Raw genomic sequence first — 21899 nt, forward strand, 5'->3', positions numbered from 1 at the left:
ACCGAGAATTTGCAGATGATAGCTTATGGGAACGCAATATTTCTAACTGCAAACCTAACTGCGAAACAGGCGGGAATAGAGGCTTTCATGGTTCATGCTGGCGATCGCCACCCCCCAGCTACAGTTGCCAAAATCTTCGTCCTTCATTTCTAAGATGGAGGATGTTGTAGCTTCAATCTCGGCATAAAGCTCTAGCAACAAACGCTGCCCAGCTGTTTGTCCTAGCGGAATTAGTCTGACTCCCGCATTCACCAAATTAGTTGACCAACTGTGGAGGTAGCCCAAGATCATCGTTTTGCAGTCGATCTGCCAGGAATGAGAGGCGATCGCAAAAGCAACTGCAAAATTACAAGGTTCCCCACAGGCTTGGAGTAAACCTTCTAGCGGCGGCTGTAGCTCTAGCAATAATCGGCTCAAGGAGCGACCCATCTGCCAGCTTTGCTGCCGCAGCTCTTCAGTTTCGCGAAAGGCTGAGAGCCATTGGTTCCAATAGTTTAGGTTAGATGGGTTGGAGGCGATCGCAGCCTGGTAAACTCGCACCATTACCGCTCCCTCCAAGCGGACCGCCCCATAGCGCAATTCTTGAACCAGCCAGCGCTGTAGACTTTCAGCATCGGGCAAGTTACCGGACTGTACTAAGGTTTCCAATCCTTCAGAGTAGCTGTAGGCTCCCACAGGGAGTGCTGGACTGACCAACTGCATCAGGTGGAGGAGCGAGGAGGTGGAGGAGTGCAGGGACGAAGGGGTAGGAGGAGAAATAGTTGGATCTAGCTGCGGTTCATTGGGCATGGTGGTGGGCTTGAGCCGGAACTGAGGGGGGATGGGCATGATGATTGGCGACGTGGTTATGTCCATACGCTCCGGCTTCTGGTTGAAATGGGGCAATATCTTCGGACACATGCAGCCCTCGCTGCTCTAACATTGCCTTGAGCACCGGATCGGGCGAAAAGCGTAAATGAGTTGCTGTCACCTCTAGGGGCACGTGGCGATTGCCCAGATGATAAGCGGCTTGGAGCAAATCGAGCATGGATGGCGCTGTCACAGTCATGACAGGTTCTGGTTTGGCACTCACGCGAACTATTTGACCATCAGCCTCAGTTTGCAACAGGTCGCCGTTCTGTAGCACCGTGCCTCTGGGTAGGTTGAGATAAAAATCTTGCTCATTCGTGTGAAAGTAGTGACGCGATCGCACCCTTTCTTCAGCCGTCAGAGCCAAAGTAAACTCAGCCACCACAGTTGGATCAGCAGGCAAACGTTGCGTCAAATTCAGCATGAAATTCTGTCAGAATAATCTTTTTCTGATAAGCTATCCATCTCTTAGAAAGCTCTAAAGTTGACCCAAGTAGTCAAACGTTAAATTTGCCCTAGTTCTCTTGTGCGCTTACTATGGGCTATGGGTAAACCTTTCACCCCAGCTACGGCTAATAATATTTCTGGTCACGCTAAAATCATAAATAAGATCTAAACTCCGATCGGATAACCGGAGTTTGTATGGCATGATAAGCAGAGTAAACGCTTTGCATCTGTATTAAAAATCACAGGAAGTTAGCTATGGCACTTCAACTCGGCGATACGGTTCCCAATTTCACCCAAAAGTCCAGCGAGGGCGACATTAGCTTTTATGACTGGGCTGGCGATAGCTGGGTGATTTTATTCTCTCACCCTGCGGATTATACCCCTGTCTGCACCACAGAATTAGGCGAAGTTGCCAAGCTTAAGCCCGAATTCGACAAGCGCAACGTCAAGGCGATCGCCCTCAGCGTTGACGATGTCGAATCTCATAAGGGTTGGATTGGTGACATCGAAGAAACCCAAAGCACCTCGCTCAACTACCCCATCTTGGCAGACGACGACAAGAAGGTAGCTGACCTGTATGGTATGATCCACCCCAATGCCAACGCAAAAGTTACCGTTCGGGCAGTCTTCGTCATTGACCCCAGCAGGAAACTGCGTCTGACGTTGACCTATCCCCCCAGTGCAGGACGCAACTTTGACGAAATTCTGCGCGTGATTGACTCACTGCAACTGACTGATAACTACAGCGTTGCAACCCCCGCAAACTGGCAGGATGGCGATGATGTAGTGGTCGTTCCTACCATCTCTACCGAAGAAGCAAAGCAAAAATTCCCCAAAGGCGTTACCGAAGTTAAGCCTTACCTACGCACAACGCCTCAGCCTAACAAGTAGGCAATTAGGCTTGAGCCGTAATGTTTCAGTTTTTACCCCTCTTCCAACTTGGAAGAGGGTCTTTTTGTTGTCCAAGCCCAGCCTGTTTGCTGGAGGCGATACGCTTGATGATTTCTGATACGTTGATGATTTCTAATACGGAATCCGTTTCGTGAGGAAGCACTATTGGGTGTACGGACGAAGCATTCGGCAAAAGAATTGTGCTTCGGTTGCAAGGATTGTAACCAAATGTTTCGCCCCTACCAATTCCGCTACTCTACAGACGGGTTTGGGATGAGAGGCGATCGCCTTTGTCGAGGACTAATTCCTGCTAAGTAAACCTAACCTACGGCAACATCTGCTGGCTATTTAGCCCATGCAACGCCAGGTCACGTTCCCAAGGCGCAGCAAGGTATAAGTAGAACCTCTACTTCACATCAAGAAATTTCTATCAAACAATTCTCATTTTCTTTAGGTTTCTACGTTAAGCTAATTTTCAATAGATTTTTAGTGATGGTTATCCCATTTCTTATAGAAATCCCTATATGCCCAAATTGCCTGGGGAGTTCTTGGAAAGGGGGGACGGTTTCCGAACTTTAAGCTTTGAAGGATAGTAAAGATGTTTCAGTTCCTAGCTCAAACAGCTTGGTTCATTCCTTGCTATCCGCTGGTGGGGATGCTTTTGTCGATTGCCTGGTTTCCTTCAGTGATTCGACGCACGGGCCCTAGACCAGCGGGTTATGTGAACCTGATCATGACGCTTGTGGCGTTTTTTCATGCGGTGCTGGCGTTTTCAGCAGTCTGGAATCAGCCTGCTCAGTATCAATTCATTCCCTGGCTGCAAGTAGCAGATTTAGACCTGACAATTCCGCTGGAGATTTCGGCAATTACGATTGGCGGAACCATTCTGGTGACGGGAATTAACTTTCTGGCGCAGTGGTACGCCGTTGGCTACCTGGAAATGGATTGGGGCTGGGCACGGTTTTATGCGCTGCTGGCGCTGTTTGAAGCCGGAATGTGTTCTCTGATTTTGTGCAATTCTCTGTTCTTTAGCTACATTCTGCTAGAGGTTTTGACGCTGGGAACCTACCTTTTGGTGGGATTCTGGCTAAACCAATCACTGGTGGTGACAGGCGCACGAGATGCGTTCCTGACAAAGCGGGTGGGCGACCTGTTTTTGCTGATGGGCGTGTTGGCACTGTATCCGCTGGCAGGCACCTGGGATTTTAATGAGTTGGCACAGTGGGCGCAGACAGCGCAGGTTGATCCGAAAGTCGCGACCCTGGTCGCGCTCGCTCTGATTGCTGGACCAATGGGTAAGTGCGCTCAGTTTCCGCTGCACCTGTGGCTGGATGAGGCCATGGAAGGCCCACTGCCCAGCACGATTTTGAGAAACTCGGTGGTAGTGGCAACAGGGGCATGGGTGCTGGTGAAGCTAGAGCCTGTGCTGGCGCTGTCTCCATTTGCACTGACGGCCATGATTGCCATTGGAGCGGTGACGGCGATCGGCGGAACGCTGATTGCGATCGCCCAAATCGACATCAAACGCGCCTTATCCTACCTGGTCAGCGCATATATGGGATTGGTGTTTATCGCGGTCGGCGCACAGCAAACTGAAGCCGCTTTTCTGCTGGTATTGACTCATGCTCTGGCAATGGCGTTGCTGGTGATGAGTACGGGTTCCATTGTGCTAAACAACATCACCCAAGACTTGACTCAAATGGGTGGGCTATGGAGCCGCCGCCCCATTACCGGACTGTCCTTTATTGTGGGTGCACTAGGGCTGATTGCGCTGCCTCCGCTGGGCGGCTTTTGGGCAATGTTGGAATTAGCGGATGGACTGTGGGCAACTCGTCCGGTTGTGGTCGCGATTCTGCTAGTGGTTAATACTCTGTCAGCATTCAGCGTGACTCGTGTGTTTGGGCTGATTTTTGCTGGCAAGCGGCAGCAGATGACGGAGCGATCGCCCGAAAACCTGTGGACGATTACCGTGCCAATGATGATTTTGGTTGGTTTCACGCTTCACCTGCCGCTGATTTTGCAGAGCCTCTCACTCCTGCCGGATTGGGCAGTGTTAAACAAAGACATGGCGCTGCTGCTGATCTGGTCGAGCATTTTTGGTATCAGCTTGGGTGGACTCATCTACATCGGTCAGACTGTCTCCAAGCCGGTTGGCATTCTCTGGCAACCACTGCGTGATCTGCTGGCCTATGACTTTTACACTCCTAGAATCTACCGTTCTACAATTGTCGGCAGCGTTGATGTGATATCGCGAATGGTGGACTGGGGCGATCGCTACATTGTTGATGGCTTTGTGAATTTCATTGGTGTTGCTTCCATCTTTGGTGGTGAAACTTTGAAATATGGCAACTCCGGGCGCACCCAGTTTTATACGCTAACGATTGCGTTAGGAGTTGTGGTAATCACAGTCCTGATGGGTTGGTCACTGCTAATCCGCCTACCCTTCCCCCTTGCTCAATAAATAGGAGACTTAATCAATGCTTAGCGTATTAATTTGGCTCCCTATTTTGGGGGCAGCCATCATCGGATTTCTGCCAGGCATCTTTTCCGCAAAACAGGTCCGCATCGGGACTTTAGCCATTACTGGCGCAGTTTTAGCCTGGACAATCTTTCTGATGACCCAGTTTGACCCAAGCGTCTCTGGGCTGCAATTGCAGGAATATCTGCCCTGGATCGAGACATTAGGTTTGAACTATCAGCTTGGCGTAGACGGGCTTTCCCTCGTTCTGCTGGCGCTCAATAGCCTGCTCACTTGGATTGCTGTATTTAGCAATAAAGCGGAAATTGAACGTCCGAGACTGTTTTATGCGTTGATTCTGCTGATTAGTGGCGGAGTTGCTGGAGCATTCCTTGCTCAAAATCTGCTGCTATTCTTCCTGTTTTATGAACTGGAGCTAGTTCCCTTCTACTTGCTGATCTCGATTTGGGGAGGAGCGAAGCGGGGTTATGCCGCGACTAAATTCCTGATCTACACGGCTACTTCTGGTGCACTGATTCTAGCGGGTTTCCTCGGACTGGTTTTGCTAACGGGTGCTTCTAGCTTTGCCTACGAATCCCTGGCAGGACAGGCATTGCCGCTAGGCTTGCAGGTGATTTTGCTGAGTGTGCTGCTGGTCGGGTTTGGCATCAAAATTCCATTGGTGCCGCTGCACACCTGGCTCCCTGACACCTACGTTGAAGCGTCTACCCCTGTCGCAATTTTGCTGGGTGGCGTGTTAGCAAAACTGGGCACCTACGGCATTTTCCGGTTTGGCTTAGGGCTATTTCCTGATGCTTGGAGCGTGCTAGCTCCCTGGATGGCAACTTGGGCAGCAGTGAGCGTACTGTATGGAGCGATCGCCGCCATTGCCCAAAAGGATATCAAGCGCATGGTTGCCTACAGTTCTATTGGTCACATGGGCTACGTCCTGCTAGGTGGTGCCGCTGTTACAGAACTGAGCCTGGTTGGTGCTGTTTCCCAAATGGTGGCACACGGTTTAATCCTGGCAATTCTGTTTAACCTGGTCGGCATTATTGAAGCCAAAGTTGGCACTCGCGAGCTTGATGTGCTGAATGGTTTGATGAATCCGATTCGTGGCTTGCCCACCGTCAGTTCCCTGCTCGTTCTAGGCGCAATGGCAAGTGCAGGTATTCCGGGAATGGCTGGGTTTATTGCTGAGTTCCTGGTTTTTCAGGGTAGTTTCGTTGCATTTCCTGTACAAACGCTATTGTGCGTAGCGGGAACAGGCTTAACTGCTGTTTACTTTGTGATTTTGTTGAACCGCACCTGTTTTGGAAAGTTGGACAATGCGATCGCCTACTTTCCCAAAGTTGAATTCTCCGAAAAAGTCCCTGCCTTTATTCTTGCTGCCCTAATCTTCTTCCTGGGCGTTCAACCCACCTGGTTAGTGCGCTGGAGCGAACCGACTACCAACGCGATGGTAGCTGCCGTTCCGATTGAGAATGGGGTGCTGGGCAAAGTTGAAGGCGATCGCTCCATCGCAGCCAATCAAGAACTTGCACCAGTAGCAACAATTCCCAGCCCGGAACCTTGAGTAAACTGCATCTCGCCCCCTAAATCTCCCATTCTGGGGCACTTTGAAAGGTTTAGAAAGTTGTTCAGAATGGGAAATTTGCAGGCTAAGAAGGTTTTAATTCATACCCTAGCCCTTAACTCCTAACCCTCCTCTTAAGAAAATTCCTACTCCCGAATCATGACTACCACCCTCGAAACCCCCAAAACCAAACTCCCCCCCTCTACTCACGAATTTGCCGACATCATCCATCGGCTCGAAGCAGGCGAAGCAATGCTGCCTGACAGCCCCGAAAACCTGAAGCAAATCATCGGCATCTACAAAGCCTACGCCGTGCCAATGGACTTTTACTGGCGTGACTTGCTTTACATTGCCGAGCGCGTCTTCCTCGAACCGCTGCCCTTTTTCAAATACTTTTTACCCAAAGAATATTTAGAACTGCATAATCATTACGCTGGGGACGATGCCGACCTTCGCATCTGGCGCGGCGAAGCCACTGCCCACCCCGAACTACTGGAATTCATCGAAAAAGGTGAAGTCCAGCGTAAGCTGCCTAAACTGCTGCACCACCTGTGGCACGATCGCGTCAACATGGAGTTTGCTGAAGAGTGCATGCGGGTGATGCTCTGGCATCGCAACATGTACGCTCCGATCAATCGCTTCGACCCCTACCTTGACAGTGAAGAATACATTGCCAACGCCGATCGCGCCATCAAAGCCTATTTCAAATACAACCCGGTGATGATGGGGATTTACAAGATGTTTCCCGACATGTTCATCGAACAGGTGCGGCAGATGTCTTACTACAGCAACCTAGGGCTGTTTTGGGAAGTGATGGCTCCCGTCTTCTTCGAAATGTCAGACCTGTACGACGAGGGCAAACTCACCAGTGTCCCAGAAGCAATGAACTTTTTGGTGAATGGAATTTTTGCGATCGCCGGTCGCCCCATCTACCACCACGTCTACATCCGAGGCGAATGCTACGAAATCATTCCGAAGTCCAAAGGCTTTACCTGGCTGTATGAAGCCGCACTGCCCTACGTTGAAGCTGTGTTCTACCGCACTTCTCCCTTCCGGGGTACCAAATCCTACAACGCTCAAGCAAAACAGGTGCCTGACGACCAGAAGGATTTCCATTACGGCATTCTCTACGCTGACGTATTCCCCGTTGGCACCGCAGGCATTCCACCGACACTGCTAATGCAGGATATGCTGCACTTCTTGCCCCCATACCTGCTGGACTATTACAAACAGTATTGCCGGGGCGAGGACGACATGCTGATTCAGCTGGGGATTAGCTTTCAGCGATCGATGTACTGCGTCACGTCAGCCGTAATTCAGGCGCTTAGAACCGCTTTGCTTTATCCCCTGGATGACCCCAATCCTAAGCACCTCCAGGCAAATCGGGAATTTTTTGAATCACAGCTCGATCGCTTCAAGCGTCCCGAAGCAAGGCTGCGGAGTATTCAAGATCCAGACTACCGATAAGTAAGGTGGTGTTAGCGACAGCGTAACGCACCGAGGCATCAGGGGAGGATGCGTTACGCTACGGCTAGCGCATCCTACGCAATCTATTAACAAATTTATAAGAGGTAAAAATGGCTGACATTGTTGATATTGCAGTAGGTGCAGGCTCTTTCCAAACTTTGGTTGCAGCAGTTCAGGCGGCAGGTTTGGTAGAAACTTTGAAAAGCCCTGGCCCGTTTACTGTATTTGCGCCAAATGATGATGCCTTTGCCAAATTGCCACCTGGAACCGTGCAAACCCTGGTACAAAACACACCTCAGCTCGCCAGAATTCTGACGTTTCATGTCGTTCCAGGCAAGCTGATGAAAGCGGATTTGGAGAAGGTCAATTCACTCACCTCGGTGGAAGGTTCTACCATTCCCATCAACACTGCTGATGGATTTGAGGTGAAGAATGCAACGGTTTTAGCTGCAGATATCGAGGCAGACAACGGCGTGATTCACGTTTTGGATCGGGTAATTTTGATGGGGTAAAGAGGGCGATCGCCTTTCCCTCATTGCCCCTTATTTTTCTTGTTCCCAGCGAAGCATGGTACGAAAATGAAGAAGCGATCGCCCCTTGAGAGGCGATCGCTTCTAAACTACTTTCTTTAGAAAGTCTTAGTGATGATGGTGGTGATCGTCATGATGGTGATGATGTCCATCATGGTTGTGATCATGGCTATGAGTGTGATAGGACTGCGCTTGAGCTGCTGCCAAAGATGGATTCACCGCCAAAGCTTGCTCTGAAAGCAACGCTTCGATTTGGGGATCTGCCCAATCTGCTGCCATTTGCAGGAATTCAGGATGGTCGTTGACGCAAGCCATTTGCACATAGGTGACTTCAGGATGCTTACGACGCAACCCGTGAATGATGTGATCTACATCCAGCAAGGTTTCATGGTTTTCGGTGGCGAAGCCAATCGGCATGAACACTAGTGCCGTTGCGCCCAAGTCAATCAGGTTCTTAGCAGCCAGATCTGCATTGGGCTGAGTCCATTCGATTAGGGGAGTTTGGTGGTTTAGCCAACCTACCGAAATCAAGGGATAGCGGTGGATTAGCCTTTCCCGTACCCGTTCGTAAAGCGCCTGACTCTCATCGATCCCAGAGGTAAAGCCTTTTGCTTTATGGGGGCAACCGTGATTCATCAGCACGATGCCTGTCTGGGAAGGCAGATGAGCCACTGCTAAGTCCTTCGCGATCTTGTCTTCAACCAGCTTAGCCATCAAATCAATGTAGGCAGGCTCGTTGTAGAAGGAGGGAATGTAGCGGGTTCCCTTGACCCAATGCTCTGTGCCATCTGCCAGTTGCACTAACGCTTTGTTGACTTGCTCAACAGCAATACCACTGGTGAAGATAGAATCCACGACCAGCAGCGGATAGATCAGAAGCTTGTCAAAACCTTGGGCTTTGATTTCGGTCAAAACCTGTTCTGGTAGGAAGGGAGCACAGAAGTTGAAGGCTTTGAAAACTTGGATGCGATCGCCCCATTTTGCCTGCAAATTCTGCTCGATGCCTGCCCGCTGCTGTTCAAAAATGGCATTGTGAGGTGAAATGAAGTGATCGTGCTGGTGGCTCCATTCGTGCAGATCAAACACAGCCAGCAGCTTTGCCAACGGAGGATAGATCCAGGTTGGCACGGGCGCAAACTTAGCGGTGAGCAGATTTAGCGCCTGTTCGTTGTAATTAGCAAAATCTTCGTAACTTTCGACTTCGCCGTAACCCATGAGCAAAACAGCTACCCGATCGCCACCGGCAGCTTGCTCTAAGATTGGCTGTTGAATTTCTTCAGACTGTTGCAATTTTTCAGGAGTAGCAACCACTCTTTGCACCTCGTTTGATAAATTCTGTTTTTTTGATTGAAGTGACCATCTGGTGCAGATCACCTCAGGAAACCCTACTGCCTGAGCAGGTATCTCCCTTAGAGTAACATCCCCCCACTGGGCATGGGATAGTTACTTCTTACCACCTGTATTTGCAAAATTTTGCTCTAAAACTTCTAATACCGCCTGTTCTTCCGGACGGAGATCGTTCGGGTTAGCCTGCTCTATGGTTTGGGATTTCTCCGTAATTGGCAGCAGCCAACCTTCCAGGTAAGCATCAATCACGCCAGGGTGAACGTAGTATTTGCGGCAGGTTGCAGGTCTGTTGCCAAGTTGCTTTGCAACTGCCTTGACTGCCTGAACAATATTTCGATTGGCAGCAGTTTTTGATTCAAAGGATCCAATCTCGCTTAGCTCCATTGCCGTTAAAACGGTACCTGCCCAAGTGCGAAAGTCTTTAGCGCTAAACTCTTCGCCTGTAATTTCCCTCAGGTAGTCGTTGACATCTTCGGAGCTAACTTTTTGTCGCTGTCCTTCTTCATCGATGTACTGAAATAGCTCGTATCCAGGAAGCTCACGGCAGCTTTTGACAATCTTGGCGAGACGGCGATCATTTAATTCAATCTCATGCTCAACTCCGCTCTTACCGCGAAAGTGAAACCGAATCGTAGATCCTGAGACTTCAACGTGGCGATTTCGCAGGGTAGTTAAGCCAAAGGACTTGTTTTTTTCCGCGTACTCAGGATTACCAATCCGAATGAAAGTCGCTCCTAGCAGTTGTACAACTGCTGCTAAGACCTTCTCACGGGGTACTCCTCGCAGTTTGGAATGCTCTTCGGTGATTTGTCGAATCAATGGCAAAGCCAGACCAAAAGGAATCATTCGATTGAATTTGGTCTGGCTTCTAATTTTTTGCCAGTCGGCATGATAGCGATATTGCTTGCGTCCTTTGGCATCGCGTCCGGTCGCCTGAAGGTGACCGTTATCCAAGGGGCAAATCCACACATCTGTGAGAGCTGGGGGAACGGCTAAGGCTTTGATTCGCTCTAGCACCACCGCATCCTGGACGCGATCGCCATTCACGTCGACATAGCTAAAGCCTTTGCCGGACCGTTTGCGCCGAATTCCTGGACTATCGTCACAAACGTAACGCAGACCCGCCACTTTTGCAGACTTGACTGGGTCTGTAACCAGCACGGCCTCTAGCTGCTTGTGAATTGTTTTCTTTTGAACCTTAGCCGTCTTTGCTTGCATTGTCGTAACCAGACCCACTCTGGAATTTTGCCTAAAAGCGCTTAACGCGATCGCTGGTTGAGAAACTGGCTCGCCAGTGCGACCGCATCCCCGATATCAACTTGTCCATCCTGCCCACCCAAAAACGTGTCCAGTACCGAGTTGGAACCGCGTCTGTTCTGAGTTCTTTGGTTGCTGGCTCCGGATTGCAGTAAATTCAACACAATCGGAATTAGTATCGGCAGCATGGCTCGAACGGTGTTCATGTCCAGTCCGGTTTGCCTAGCAGTATCCCGTACTGTTTCTTCTTCCTGCTGTCGGTCAAAAAGCGACTGAACCGCAGCGGAATTAGCATGAGTACCGCTAAACTGTTCGACTAGCGTTTCTGCCTCATCGCTGTGTCCAGCAGAGCGCTTTTGCTGCAAGGCAGAGCGAACATGACGACCGACAATGGATAAAACAGTTTGGGTAGTCGAGGGAGGTACGTTGCGATCGCCCGACAATTGCTGAACTGCACCTAAAATGCTGCTAATTTGGTTGGAGCTAGCATGCTGATTTGGATTGTCGATTGCTCCAAGTACCTGATCAAAAAGTCCCATAAATCTTCCAATCTCAAAACTCAACTTAGTCTGCTTGAGGTGAAAAAGTGGGGATGAGGGCATAATTCGGCAATTTACCAAATTCGTACCCTCTCCCCTGCTCTACCCCACTAAAAGTCGTGATTGCCTTTACTTAGGTAATCGGAAATAAAACTAGCCAATCGTGACTTGACTGGTATCAACTGCACTAGCTCCACGAACGCCTTTGGCAACCGTTGCCATCTTGCTCAAAATTTGTTGGCTGGGCGCTTTACCTTTCAGGACAACAGTGCCGCCAGTCTGGGCGACATAAAGAGTGTCGATGTCATCTAGAGAAGGATCATCATCAAACGCCGCCGCGACTCGCTTAGCTAAGCCGCTTTCGTCATACTGTCCATCCAAACCGACCCGCTCTGGCGGAATGGACTGTGTGCTGGATTGCCGAGTTGTAGCGGGTGCCTGAGCAACACCACCACCGCTTTGAGCGGCTCTGTTGCCCTGTCCACCGTGGGCTCTTTGCTTTTTCTCTTGCTCTTCTTTACCAAACAGTCTTTGTAACCAACCCATAAAAAACTCCTTCGTTCTTCGTTAAGTTATTTGGCTTTGTCAGCTATGTTAGGAAGTTTTCTAGTGGCACAACATCATTCTTAGGGTTAGTAGAAAGAAGAAATCAGATTTAGCAAGAATTAGTGAAACTCTTAATTTTTTGATGAAGGATTAAAGGAGAAATTATCTATATTTTTGCGGATGAATTTAGCTATTTCAATTTTCGCAAAAGAGACTAGATCAGCAGCTAAAACCTCTATGAGTAGGGAGTTCTAGCGTCTAACCCCTGTTGTAAGGCAAAGTATTTTACGTCTACATATCCCTACAGTTGTTTATCTAGGAAGTTCTACTTTGGCAGCCTTTTTTTAAGTAGAAATGGAAGTACGTCAACAGTTTGATTTGTTTGAATAGCAACTCTATCTAGTGAGGTAATTCTTTTAGCAGGAACGAAGCTGAGCTAGCTTCAGCACCATTTCATCGATCGCCTGTCGAATGATTCGCACGGGCTGGTCAGACTGATTCACCAAGATGCTGAAAACTAATGGTTGATAATCAGGCAATTCGAGATAGCCCGATAAAGTGACAATGCCGCTTGCCGTTCCGGTTTTGCCAAACAGCCTACCCTGAATAAGAGTTTCTCGAAAGCGGTTTTGCAGAGTGCCATTGACCCCAGCGATCGCCAATGATTCTCGATAAACCTCTGCTTCGGCGGATTGAGCGATTGCCCTTAAAGTTTGCACCAGCGCCTCTGGACTGACCAAATTGTGGCGAGACAATCCCGATCCATCTGCCAGCACGTAACTTTCAGGATCAACGCCTAATTCGGTTAAGGTCGTTTCAACCGTAGCAATTCCGGCTTCCGACGTGGAATCGGTTGAGTTTGCCGGAGTCGCACCTAAGATTCTCAACAGCGCTTCGGCATAAAGATTCTCGCTCTCCCGATTTGCCTGAATCAACAGTTCCGACAGTGGAGCAGATGTGACGGTGGCGATCGCTTGCTCATCTCCGTTAGCGGGACTTGTCGCCACTGCAACTTGTCCGACCGTAATTCCCGCTTCAGCTAGAATTTGCTGGAAGCGACGCAAGAAATACTGGCTAGGATCAGGAATGGCGATCGCTTCAACTTCTGGCTCTCCCCCAACCTGCAACTGCCCTGAAATTCGTAAACTCGGCTGATTCAACTCTCGCTCAAGCTGCAAAAATTCTGGCGTTTCGGCTGCTGTAGTGATGGAATTGTTTTCAACCTGCCAGCGCAGGGCTTCTGCCGGGTAGCTCCAGGAAAGCTGGAGGGGTTGTCCTACTGCTTGAGGTGAAAGGGTGAGGGCGATCGTATTCAAGTTCAGAATCAGGCTATTAACCCCAGCACCGTAACCTGCCTGCACGTCTTCCCATTCCCAGTTGGGGTTAAGAATTGGGTCTTGAAAGTACTGGTCGTCCCCAATCAGGCGATCGATGTGAGTGATGTTGCGATCGCGAATTTGCTGCGCCAGTTGCCGCAGTTCTGCATCTGTGAAGCTAGGATCTCCCTGTCCCACAACTCGCAAAACCATCTCGTCAGGATCGTTTGCTTGATACACGGAAGTGCGAATTTGAAAGGAGCTACCCAATTGATGTAGCGCCGCAGCAGTCGTCAACAGTTTGGCTGTAGAGGCTGGAATGAAGTAGCGCTGCGCCTCTTGCTCATACAGCGTTTCACCTGTTGCTAGGGTCTGAATGGAGATGCCCCAACGTGAGCGTTGAAGTTCGGGACGGTTGGCGATCGCCTGCAACTCATCTGCCAACTGAGTCGGACAGATTTCTGAACTCGTCTCAGAGTTTGCTTGAGCTACAGGAACGGGGATTTGAGCAGCAGTCTGTGCTCTAACCGAAGCGATGCTAAGTGGAATGGCGATCGCTACTAGTCCCAACCCAACCCGAAAAAGCCCTCTTATAAACATCACAATCCCAACTTCTTCTACACAGAACTTAGAGGGTATTTGAAAAGTAGCAAATGTCCTCTGTAAGGGCGCAGCATTCGGCAGATAGACTCTAAAATAGACCGAAAATTCTTGCCCAAATGCCACGCCCCTACAAACTTTTGGTTACAGATTAGACTTTTCAAACATCCTCTTACAGGAGGCAATCTGACTCCATTGCAATTGTGCAGTACGGAATACAGCAGTTTCCTACTAACACGCCGTATTTTTGATTCATTCCAAACTTCCACAAAATTAAGCAACGCCAAAGAGTATTTAGACAGTAGGGAATTTCAAAAAGAGTCTGTGATTCCCAGAAAAGTAACAAACTCTGCTGTGTAAATAAGCGCAAAACCAGAAACGAGCAAATGCAATAAGACTTTTTTCTAGATTCCCTAGAAACCCTAAGGATGAGTCATGATCAGTGTAGGAGATGTCAAGACTTACGTATAGTTACTATTAATCTTTTGCGTCGTATAGGTTGCTTTCAACCTTCTCTGCCAAACGAAAGAGAAAGTTTTAAGCCTTGGGTTAAGGGAACTTGAGCAACCTTTTGGCGTTAGTTTGATCTCTGCCGAACTGTTGATCCCCGTTGAGAAGTAGGGTGCCGTCCTGGATATTTCTACCGCAGGACAGGGATATATTCAACACAATACCTGGATAGAATCGCTCATAGCTCGAATCTCATTTCAATCTGTGCAACTAGGCGGGGGAGTCATGCAAAGTTTAACTATTCCTTCGACGACAATGTATAGCGAAGACCTGGAGCAGTTTCGGCAGCTTCAGCTTCAGCTACGCGATCGCTGGCAAGCCGTAGAGCAGTTCGACCATAACGACTGCGATATTTTGGTGATTCCCTCGCTCAGCCTGGATCAGCGGGAGCTTCTCAAGATCAAGGGAGTGCATCACTATGAAGAACGTCTGCTGTTTTCTCTGATTCGACTGCAAAATCCTTGCACTCGGCTGATCTACGTCACCTCACAGCCGATTCACCCCAGTGTGATTGAGTACTACCTCCAGCTTTTGCCAGGGGTGCCGTTTTCCCAAGCCCGCGATCGCCTCCTCCTTCTGTGCGCCTACGATTCATCCCCCCGCTCTTTGACCGAAAAGATTTTAGAGCGCCCCCGGTTAGTCGAGCGAATTCGGCAGGCCATTCGTGCAGAGCGGTCCTATATGACTTGTTTTAATGCCACGACGCTAGAACGGGATCTGGCTTTACAGCTAAATATACCGCTGCTAGGGCTTGATCCAAGTCTGCTCTACTGGGGCACCAAGAGCGGCAGTCGAGAAATTTTTGCCGAAGCTGAGGTGCCGCATCCTGATGGGAGTGATTTGGTCTGGAACCCGGCAGACTTAGCAAAAGTAGCGGTCGAACTTTGGGAACGACAGCCTGACCTAAAGCGAATGGTCATCAAGCTAAACGAAGGCTTTTCAGGGCAGGGGAATGCACTGCTTGACCTCAGACCGATTCAGCACCTTGCCCCCGGAAATGCCTCGACTGCAGAACGGGTTCAGGAAATACGCGATCGCTTTGAGTCGCTCAGCTTCCAATCGGACACTGAAACTTGGGATAACTTTAGCAGTCGCATTCCAGAATTGGGGGCGATCGCTGAAGCCTTTATCGAGGGTGAGGAAAAGCGATCGCCCAGCGTTCAAGGACGTATCACGCCTGGCGGCGAAGTTGAAATCCTCTCTACTCATGATCAGATCTTGGGCGGCCCAGACGGACAAATTTTCCTGGGATGCAGCTTCCCCGCTGATGAATCCTATCGGTTGCGTTTGCAGGAATGGGGCTGGAAAGTCGGCAAAGCCCTGGCAGCACGGGGAGCTTTAGAGCGCTACAGTGTAGACTTTATTGCCGTGCGACGGGCTGGCGACGGTGCCGCTCCGGGCGAACAGTGGGAATTTCAAGCGATCGAAATCAACCTGCGAAAAGGTGGCACTACCCATCCGTTTATGACGCTAAAACTGTTGACTAACGGGCGTTACGATCGCCCCACGGGGCAGTTTTACAATCAGCAGGGTGTGCCTAAATACTACATTGCTACTGACAACCTGCAAAAAGACCGCTATCGCGGGCTATTGCCCAGCGACCTGATGGACATCATTGCCCACCATCGTCTGCACTTTAACAGCATTACCGAGACAGGCACCGTTTTTCACCTGATGGGCTGCTTGTCAGAGTTCGGCAAAGTGGGACTGACCAGCATCGGCAACTCGCCCCAACAAGCTGAGGAAATCTACAATCGGGTAATTCAAGTCCTCGACTCAGAAACTACAGAGCAAAATAGCTATTCTAGTCATCCTTCAACCCCCATGCTGCCAATCCAATGGAACGGACGAGGAGAGGGATAAGAGTGCAAAGTTCAATCTAAAACCCTAGATCCCGTAGGGGCGTAGCATTCGGTAAGTAGTCTCTGAAATAAATCAGAGATTCTTGCCCGAATGCTACGCCCTTACAAGACATTTGTGATTTCTCAAATAGTCCTCAAGCGCTGTAGTCCTGAAGCGCCTTTACGTCCAGGGGTTGAGACTGAAGAGAGCGAATTGCCGAAGCAGTCGCTTTCGCTCCAGCAATCGTGGTAATCGTAGGAATTTTGTAGGACAGAGCAGTTCGACGGATCAGGCGATCGTCCAACTGAGCAGCTTCCCCCGCGGGCGTATTGAGAATCAGCTGAATTTTCTGGTTCTTGATCCAGTCCAGCACATGGGGGCGACCTTCGTGCAGCTTTAGCACTAGCTCTACGTCCAGTCCGTGTTCCTGCAAGGTTTGCCGGGTGCCTGCGGTAGCGACCACTTCTAAGCCGAGTTCCATCAGATCGCGGACAACGGGCACAGCCGCAGTTTTGTCGCGATCGTTCATTGAGACAAAGACGGTGCCGCTGAGGGGAAGGCGTTGACCTGCACCGAGTTCAGCTTTGGCAAAGGCTTTGCCAAAGTCAGTGTCGATGCCCATAACTTCTCCTGTCGATCGCATTTCTGGACCAAGAATGGTGTCGGTGCCAGGGAATTTCTCAAACGGCAGCACTGCTTCTTTGACTGAAATGTGTTGGGGAATTACTTCCTCCGTAAAGCCCAAAGACTCCAGAGTTTCGCCTGACATCACCTGCACCGCAATTTTGGCCAGGGGTACACCGATCGCCTTTGAGACAAAGGGAACGGTGCGAGAGGCGCGGGGATTTGCTTCCAGGATGTAAACCTGTTCGCCCTGCACGGCAAACTGAATGTTCATTAAGCCAATTACCTTGAGGGCTTTGGCAAGCTGCACTGTCCAGGTGCGAATGGTATCCAGGGCAACGGGGTGGAGTGAGATTGTAGGAATAGAGCAGGCAGAGTCGCCAGAGTGAATCCCTGCTTGCTCGATGTGCTCCATCACGCCGCCGATCACGACCTGTCCGGTTTGGTCAGCGATCGCATCCACATCCACTTCGATCGCGTTTTCTAAAAATCGGTCAATCAAAATGGGGTGATCTGGCTCAACCTGAACCGCATAGGTCATGTAGCGTTCCAGGTCAGCATCAGAGTAGACAATTTCCATTGCCCGTCCGCCCAACACATAGCTAGGACGCACGACAACCGGGTAGTTGATTTGCTGAGCAATGCGTACCGCTTCTTCGTAGCTGCGGGCAAGTCCGTTAGGGGGTTGCTCAATACCCAGTTCGCGCAAAATTTTCTCAAATCGTTCGCGGTCTTCTGCTGTGTCGATCGAGTCAGGGGAAGTACCCCAAATTTTTGTGGGAACAGATGGCTTCCCTTCTATCGATTCTGCGTCAGTCGATTCCAGGTAGCTCTGTAACGGAACTGCCAGTTTCAGCGGCGTTTGTCCGCCAAACTGAATGATTACGCTTTCAGGATGCTCGGCTTCAATGATATTAAGGACATCCTCTTTGGTCAGTGGCTCAAAGTAGAGGCGATCGCTCGTGTCATAGTCGGTCGAAACGGTTTCCGGGTTGGAATTCACCATGATGGTTTCAAACCCTTTGGCACGCAGGGCGTAGGAGGCATGACAGCAGCAATAGTCAAACTCAATTCCTTGACCAATGCGGTTCGGACCGCCGCCCAAGATCATCACCTTGCGCCGATCAGAGGGCAGCACTTCTGACTCGGTGTTGAGCGTAGTGTTATGGGTTTTAAGCTGATTGGCTAGCGCTTCGTCTAGCGTCAGCGCCTCAAAGCTACTCTCATAGGTGGAGTAGTAGTAGGGCGTGAGCGCCTCAAATTCGGCGGCACAGGTATCCACTGTCTTATAAACGGGGATCACGCCAAGCTGCTGACGATAGCTACGCACTTCATCCTCAGTGGTTTTAGTTGCGTAGGCAATTTGGCGATCGCTAAAGCCCTGTTGTTTAACGGCATAAAGCTGGTCTTTAGTCAGGTCTTTTAAGGGCGATCGCTTCAAAAACTTCTCCGTTTCCAGCAGTTCTTGGAGCTTGGTTAAGAACCAGGGATCAATGCAGGTTAGCTCGTAGATTTCCTCAGCGCCCATGCCCATCAGCATTGCATGGCGCACAATGAAAATCCGTTCAGGGTTGGGGGTACGCAGTCCGGCGCGGATTTGCTCCAGGCTGGGCAGTTTTTCGGCGCGATCGCAGCCCCAGCCTGCCCGACCTGTTTCGAGCGATCGCAGCGCCTTTTGAAACGATTCCTGGAAGGTGCGACCGATCGCCATTGCTTCACCCACCGACTTCATCTGCGTCGTCAAGACCGGATTGGAGCCAGGGAATTTTTCAAAGGCAAAGCGAGGAATTTTGGTGACCACGTAATCAATCGTCGGCTCAAAGCTAGCAGGCGTTTTACGGGTAATGTCATTTGGAATTTCGTCTAGTGAGTAGCCCACTGCCAGCTTTGCTGCAATTTTGGCAATTGGGAATCCGGTTGCCTTCGAGGCAAGGGCAGAACTGCGGGATACTCGCGGGTTCATCTCAATCACGATCACTTCACCCGTGACCGGATTCACCGCAAACTGAATGTTGGAGCCACCCGTTTCAACGCCGATCTCCCGAATGATCTTGATTGAGGCATCCCGCAATCGCTGATATTCCTTGTCGGTCAGGGTTTGAGCCGGGGCAACGGTAATCGAGTCACCCGTGTGAATGCCCATCGGGTCAAGGTTTTCGATCGAGCAAATGATCACGACGTTATCTGCCAAGTCGCGCATCACCTCTAATTCATATTCCTTCCAGCCCAAAAGCGACTGCTCAATCAGAATTTGGGAAACGGGACTGGCATCCAGACCAGACTGAGAAATCTCCTCAAATTCTTCTTGGTTGTAGGCAATACCGCCACCGGAGCCACCCATCGTAAAAGCGGGACGAATGATTAAGGGGTAGGTGCCGATTTCAAGGGCGATCGCCTTTGCTTCAGCCATCGTCTCTGCCAACCCAGACGGACAGACCGCAACCCCGATCCGCCCCATTGCTTCCTTAAACAGCTTGCGGTCTTCTGCCATCTCGATCGCAGGCAGCTTTGCACCGATTAGCTCAACCTTATATTTGTCTAGGACTCCAGTTTTTGCCAGCGTCACTGCCAAGTTGAGCGCCGTTTGTCCGCCCATCGTCGGCAGCAGTGCATCAGGACGCTCTCGGGCAATCACCTTTTCTAACAGATCTGGCGTGAGCGGCTCAATGTAAGTTCGGTTAGCCGTCTCTGGGTCAGTCATGATCGTGGCTGGGTTTGAATTTACCAGCACAACTTCGTAGCCCTCATCTCTTAAGGCTTTACAGGCTTGAGTTCCAGAATAATCAAATTCGCAGGCTTGCCCAATCACAATCGGGCCAGAGCCAATCAATAGAATCTTGTGTAAGTCGTTACGGCGTGGCATAGGGGCACCAGAAAGGTCATGGCTGGTAAATCCCACCTATTGTAGAGGTTTTCAACTAAATCGTTTTGAATCATCTGATTCAAGTTTCTTAGCTTTGCCAAAAAAGTAGGACTGCAACATCTAGATCTCTGCTATTATCGGGGTCGCAAGCTTTCGAGGAGGCTGAAACCATGCCAATGGCGGTCGGCGTGATTCAAACAGATGGGTTTCCGGCAGTGCTAGCGGCAGCCGATGCAATGGTCAAGGCGGCGCGGGTAACGCTGGTTTATTATGGTTTGGCTGAACGGGCACAGTTTATTGTGGCAATTCGAGGCAGCGTTTCTGAGGTGAAGCCTGCGATCGCCGCTGGGGTTGAAGCTGGAAATAAGGTTAAGGATGGTCTTGTCCTTTCGCACTACATTGTGCCAAATCCACCCGAAAACATTGAGTCCGTTTTGCCGATCGCTTTTACGGATGAAGTCGAACAATTCCGCGTTTAGCCCGTCCAGGCAAAGCTGGAAACTGATCGCTTTACCTCAGCAATTTCAGAGCGAAGGCTCGTACAATTAATCTTGAATTACAGTCATTCATTTACGTATTTACGAGGAAGGGATCAGCGATGCCAGTTGCGGTTGGGTCACTAGAAACAAAAGGCTTTCCGGCGGTGCTTGCAGCGGCAGACGCAATGGTGAAAGCAGGGCGGGTCACGCTAGTCGGCTACCTACGAGCAGGTAGCGCTCGGTTTACGATTAATATTCGCGGAGATGTCTCTGAAGTCAAAGCCGCAATGGATGCGGGCATCGTAGCTGCGGAGCAGTGCTATGGCGGCACGTTAGAATCCTGGGTGATTATTCCCCGTCCCCACGAAAACGTAGAAGGGGTGTTGCCGATCGCCTACACCGAAGCGGTTGAGCAATTCCGCGACTCGGTTGAGCAACCCAGACGACTTCCTGGTAACGGAGGACTCAGAGCTCAGTAGATAGAAATTGCTGACTCTGCGTCACTGCAAAACTCCTAACCCAGCAAACTAAGCCTGCCATCTCAGTAGGTTGGGTGCAGCAAAGCGGAAACCCAACATTCCCCTAAATTCTGTTGGTTTACACATCTGCTTTGCCCAGCTTACCGGCTAATAGCTGCATTGATAGGGCTAAGTTGTGTCCCCGGACAACGCAATTCTTATTTGAAGTAGGAGTAATGCAGTTTCAAGGGACATTATTCCTATTTGAAACGGCAATGATGCAGTTTTAAGGGACACCATTCTCATCTGAAGTGACAATGATGTAGTTTCAAGTGACATCATTCCTACTTGAAATGACAATGGTGCAACTTAAAGTGAGGTGATTCTCACTCCAAGTTGGAATGATGCAGTTCTCAGTGAGATGATTCTCACTTGAAATGGCGATCGCCCTATCCTAAACGACGAGGTTCTCATCACCAGGGTGGGGAGGTGCGTCTTCTTGAGCATAATTTTGATGCAGGTTAAAATCGCCTACTAGTAGGACTCTGGCTTCTACCTTCTTCTGCTAAAACTGGAAGAATTTGAATGAGTGCTACGCCTGTTCTTTGAGGAGCTTCACCTATGCCTCCTGCCCAAAACGTTTCCGGGAAGTCGGTTCCCGATCTGCAGCCGTTAAAGATTTTGCTGGTTGAGGATGATCCGGTGATGCGGCTAGGAATGGAGCAGTTTTTGGAGGATTGCCCTCAGTTCACGGTGGTGGGTCAGGCAGAAGATGGCTATCGAGCGGTGGAGGCTGCATTTAAGCTCAACCCCGATCTGGTGCTGATGGATATTGGATTGCCTTATCTGGACGGCATTGCAGCAACTCAGCAAATTAAAGCAAAGTTGCCTGAGATGCGAATCGTCATGTTTACTTCTCACACAGATGACACCGAAATGATTGCTGCCCTTTCCAGTGGGGCAGATGCCTATTTTGTGAAGGGTACGAGTTTAGACCAGCTCAAGGTGGCGATCGCCTGTGCCCGTGAAGGTGGAGCCTATCTCGATCCGCAAATTGCCCATCATGTGGTTGAATATCTCAAGCCCGCTCCGCCTACGGTGAGCAATGCCCAGTTTTCAGAGCGAGAAATTGAAGTATTGCGGCTGATTGTAGACGGCAAAAGCAATCCTGAAATTGCAGGTGAGCTTTATCTCAGTCTCAGTACCGTCAAAGCTCACGTTCGCACCATCATGAATAAGCTAGCTGTAGATGACCGGATCAAGGCAGCGGTTGCCGCATTGCGATCGGGGTTAGTGTAAT

17 protein-coding genes are annotated in these 21899 nt (G+C 50.0%); 9 read left to right on the forward strand and 8 right to left on the reverse strand.

Features of this window, described 5'->3' with window-relative positions; all coding sequences use genetic code 11:
• Positions 1 to 54: 54 nt before the first annotated feature.
• Together H6G00_RS17365 and ureE are read right to left on the reverse strand one after the other, a co-directional pair.
• The gene (locus H6G00_RS17365) at positions 55 to 702 is read right to left on the reverse strand and encodes an urease accessory protein UreF (RefSeq protein WP_347278194.1); all 648 of its coding nucleotides are present in this window, start codon (positions 700 to 702) and stop codon (positions 55 to 57) included.
• A 76-nt stretch (positions 703 to 778) separates the two neighbouring features.
• Positions 779 to 1273, reverse strand: coding sequence for an urease accessory protein UreE (gene ureE / locus H6G00_RS17370; protein WP_190797718.1), 495 nt, complete (start codon positions 1271 to 1273; stop codon positions 779 to 781).
• A gap of 278 nt (positions 1274 to 1551) precedes the next feature.
• On the opposite strand from ureE, the gene H6G00_RS17375 reads away from it, so the two are divergent.
• From H6G00_RS17375 to H6G00_RS17395, 5 genes are all read left to right on the forward strand, one after another.
• Positions 1552 to 2187, forward strand: coding sequence for a peroxiredoxin (locus tag H6G00_RS17375; RefSeq protein ID WP_190641949.1), 636 nt, complete (start codon positions 1552 to 1554; stop codon positions 2185 to 2187).
• A 598-nt stretch (positions 2188 to 2785) separates the two neighbouring features.
• Positions 2786 to 4648 (forward strand): NAD(P)H-quinone oxidoreductase subunit F, encoded by a 1863-nt coding sequence (locus tag H6G00_RS17380; protein WP_190797719.1) that lies wholly within the window; start codon positions 2786 to 2788, stop codon positions 4646 to 4648.
• A gap of 16 nt (positions 4649 to 4664) precedes the next feature.
• Positions 4665 to 6221 (forward strand): NADH-quinone oxidoreductase subunit M, encoded by a 1557-nt coding sequence (locus tag H6G00_RS17385; RefSeq protein ID WP_190797720.1) that lies wholly within the window; start codon positions 4665 to 4667, stop codon positions 6219 to 6221.
• 159 nt (positions 6222 to 6380) lie between these two features.
• Complete coding sequence (locus H6G00_RS17390) at positions 6381 to 7688, forward strand: CO2 hydration protein (protein ID WP_190797721.1); 1308 nt, start codon at positions 6381 to 6383, stop codon at positions 7686 to 7688.
• A gap of 110 nt (positions 7689 to 7798) precedes the next feature.
• Positions 7799 to 8200, forward strand: a complete 402-nt coding sequence (locus tag H6G00_RS17395) for a fasciclin domain-containing protein (RefSeq protein WP_190641953.1) — start codon at positions 7799 to 7801, stop codon at positions 8198 to 8200.
• A gap of 126 nt (positions 8201 to 8326) precedes the next feature.
• On the opposite strand, the gene H6G00_RS17400 is transcribed toward H6G00_RS17395, so the two are convergent.
• From H6G00_RS17400 to dacB, 5 genes are all read right to left on the reverse strand, one after another.
• Positions 8327 to 9508, reverse strand: a complete 1182-nt coding sequence (locus tag H6G00_RS17400) for a ferrochelatase (protein ID WP_277881903.1) — start codon at positions 9506 to 9508, stop codon at positions 8327 to 8329.
• A 153-nt stretch (positions 9509 to 9661) separates the two neighbouring features.
• Positions 9662 to 10783, reverse strand: coding sequence for a DNA topoisomerase IB (locus tag H6G00_RS17405; RefSeq protein WP_190797722.1), 1122 nt, complete (start codon positions 10781 to 10783; stop codon positions 9662 to 9664).
• Between the two features lie 41 nt (positions 10784 to 10824).
• Entirely contained in the window at positions 10825 to 11361 is a 537-nt protein-coding gene (locus H6G00_RS17410) for a DUF937 domain-containing protein (protein WP_190641955.1), read from the reverse strand.
• Between the two features lie 153 nt (positions 11362 to 11514).
• Positions 11515 to 11907: a BON domain-containing protein gene (locus H6G00_RS17415; RefSeq protein WP_190641956.1), complete on the reverse strand. Its 393-nt coding sequence runs from the start codon at positions 11905 to 11907 to the stop codon at positions 11515 to 11517.
• Positions 11908 to 12323: 416 nt separating this feature from the next.
• Entirely contained in the window at positions 12324 to 13823 is a 1500-nt protein-coding gene (gene dacB / locus H6G00_RS17420; RefSeq protein ID WP_190797731.1) for a D-alanyl-D-alanine carboxypeptidase/D-alanyl-D-alanine-endopeptidase, read from the reverse strand.
• Between the two features lie 735 nt (positions 13824 to 14558).
• On the opposite strand from dacB, the gene H6G00_RS17425 reads away from it, so the two are divergent.
• Positions 14559 to 16196: a peptide ligase PGM1-related protein gene (locus tag H6G00_RS17425; protein WP_190641957.1), complete on the forward strand. Its 1638-nt coding sequence runs from the start codon at positions 14559 to 14561 to the stop codon at positions 16194 to 16196.
• 133 nt (positions 16197 to 16329) lie between these two features.
• On the opposite strand, the gene carB is transcribed toward H6G00_RS17425, so the two are convergent.
• Positions 16330 to 19662: a carbamoyl-phosphate synthase large subunit gene (gene carB / locus H6G00_RS17430; RefSeq protein WP_190797723.1), complete on the reverse strand. Its 3333-nt coding sequence runs from the start codon at positions 19660 to 19662 to the stop codon at positions 16330 to 16332.
• A gap of 170 nt (positions 19663 to 19832) precedes the next feature.
• Here carB and H6G00_RS17435 point away from each other — a divergent pair, with 170 nt between their 5' ends.
• From H6G00_RS17435 to H6G00_RS17445, 3 genes are all read left to right on the forward strand, one after another.
• Positions 19833 to 20141: a BMC domain-containing protein gene (locus tag H6G00_RS17435; protein WP_190641959.1), complete on the forward strand. Its 309-nt coding sequence runs from the start codon at positions 19833 to 19835 to the stop codon at positions 20139 to 20141.
• 119 nt (positions 20142 to 20260) lie between these two features.
• Positions 20261 to 20620, forward strand: coding sequence for a carbon dioxide-concentrating mechanism protein CcmK (locus H6G00_RS17440; RefSeq protein ID WP_190641960.1), 360 nt, complete (start codon positions 20261 to 20263; stop codon positions 20618 to 20620).
• A gap of 600 nt (positions 20621 to 21220) precedes the next feature.
• A complete protein-coding gene (locus H6G00_RS17445) occupies positions 21221 to 21898 on the forward strand; it encodes a response regulator transcription factor (protein ID WP_190797724.1) in 678 nt (225 codons plus the stop codon).
• Position 21899 lies beyond the last annotated feature (1 nt).

It is taken from the genome of Leptolyngbya sp. FACHB-541, assembly GCF_014695875.1.
In the GTDB taxonomy this organism is placed as follows: Bacteria; Cyanobacteriota; Cyanobacteriia; order Elainellales; family Elainellaceae; genus JAAUTN01.

Excerpts from the sequence above, each read along its gene's own strand:
- H6G00_RS17405 (WP_190797722.1), bottom strand. The coding sequence starts at position 10,783 with ATGCAAGCAAAGACGGCTAAGGTTCAAAAGAAAACAATTCACAAGCAG.
- ureE (WP_190797718.1), bottom strand. The coding sequence starts at position 1,273 with ATGCTGAATTTGACGCAACGTTTGCCTGCTGATCCAACTGTGGTGGCT.
- H6G00_RS17440 (WP_190641960.1), top strand. The coding sequence starts at position 20,261 with ATGCCAGTTGCGGTTGGGTCACTAGAAACAAAAGGCTTTCCGGCGGTG.
- carB (WP_190797723.1), bottom strand. The coding sequence starts at position 19,662 with ATGCCACGCCGTAACGACTTACACAAGATTCTATTGATTGGCTCTGGC.
- H6G00_RS17410 (WP_190641955.1), bottom strand. The coding sequence starts at position 11,361 with ATGGGACTTTTTGATCAGGTACTTGGAGCAATCGACAATCCAAATCAG.
- dacB (WP_190797731.1), bottom strand. The coding sequence starts at position 13,823 with ATGTTTATAAGAGGGCTTTTTCGGGTTGGGTTGGGACTAGTAGCGATC.
- H6G00_RS17445 (WP_190797724.1), top strand. The coding sequence starts at position 21,221 with ATGCCTCCTGCCCAAAACGTTTCCGGGAAGTCGGTTCCCGATCTGCAG.
- H6G00_RS17365 (WP_347278194.1), bottom strand. The coding sequence starts at position 702 with ATGCAGTTGGTCAGTCCAGCACTCCCTGTGGGAGCCTACAGCTACTCT.
- H6G00_RS17390 (WP_190797721.1), top strand. The coding sequence starts at position 6,381 with ATGACTACCACCCTCGAAACCCCCAAAACCAAACTCCCCCCCTCTACT.
- H6G00_RS17415 (WP_190641956.1), bottom strand. The coding sequence starts at position 11,907 with ATGGGTTGGTTACAAAGACTGTTTGGTAAAGAAGAGCAAGAGAAAAAG.
- H6G00_RS17425 (WP_190641957.1), top strand. The coding sequence starts at position 14,559 with ATGCAAAGTTTAACTATTCCTTCGACGACAATGTATAGCGAAGACCTG.
- H6G00_RS17385 (WP_190797720.1), top strand. The coding sequence starts at position 4,665 with ATGCTTAGCGTATTAATTTGGCTCCCTATTTTGGGGGCAGCCATCATC.
- H6G00_RS17435 (WP_190641959.1), top strand. The coding sequence starts at position 19,833 with ATGCCAATGGCGGTCGGCGTGATTCAAACAGATGGGTTTCCGGCAGTG.
- H6G00_RS17395 (WP_190641953.1), top strand. The coding sequence starts at position 7,799 with ATGGCTGACATTGTTGATATTGCAGTAGGTGCAGGCTCTTTCCAAACT.
- H6G00_RS17380 (WP_190797719.1), top strand. The coding sequence starts at position 2,786 with ATGTTTCAGTTCCTAGCTCAAACAGCTTGGTTCATTCCTTGCTATCCG.
- H6G00_RS17375 (WP_190641949.1), top strand. The coding sequence starts at position 1,552 with ATGGCACTTCAACTCGGCGATACGGTTCCCAATTTCACCCAAAAGTCC.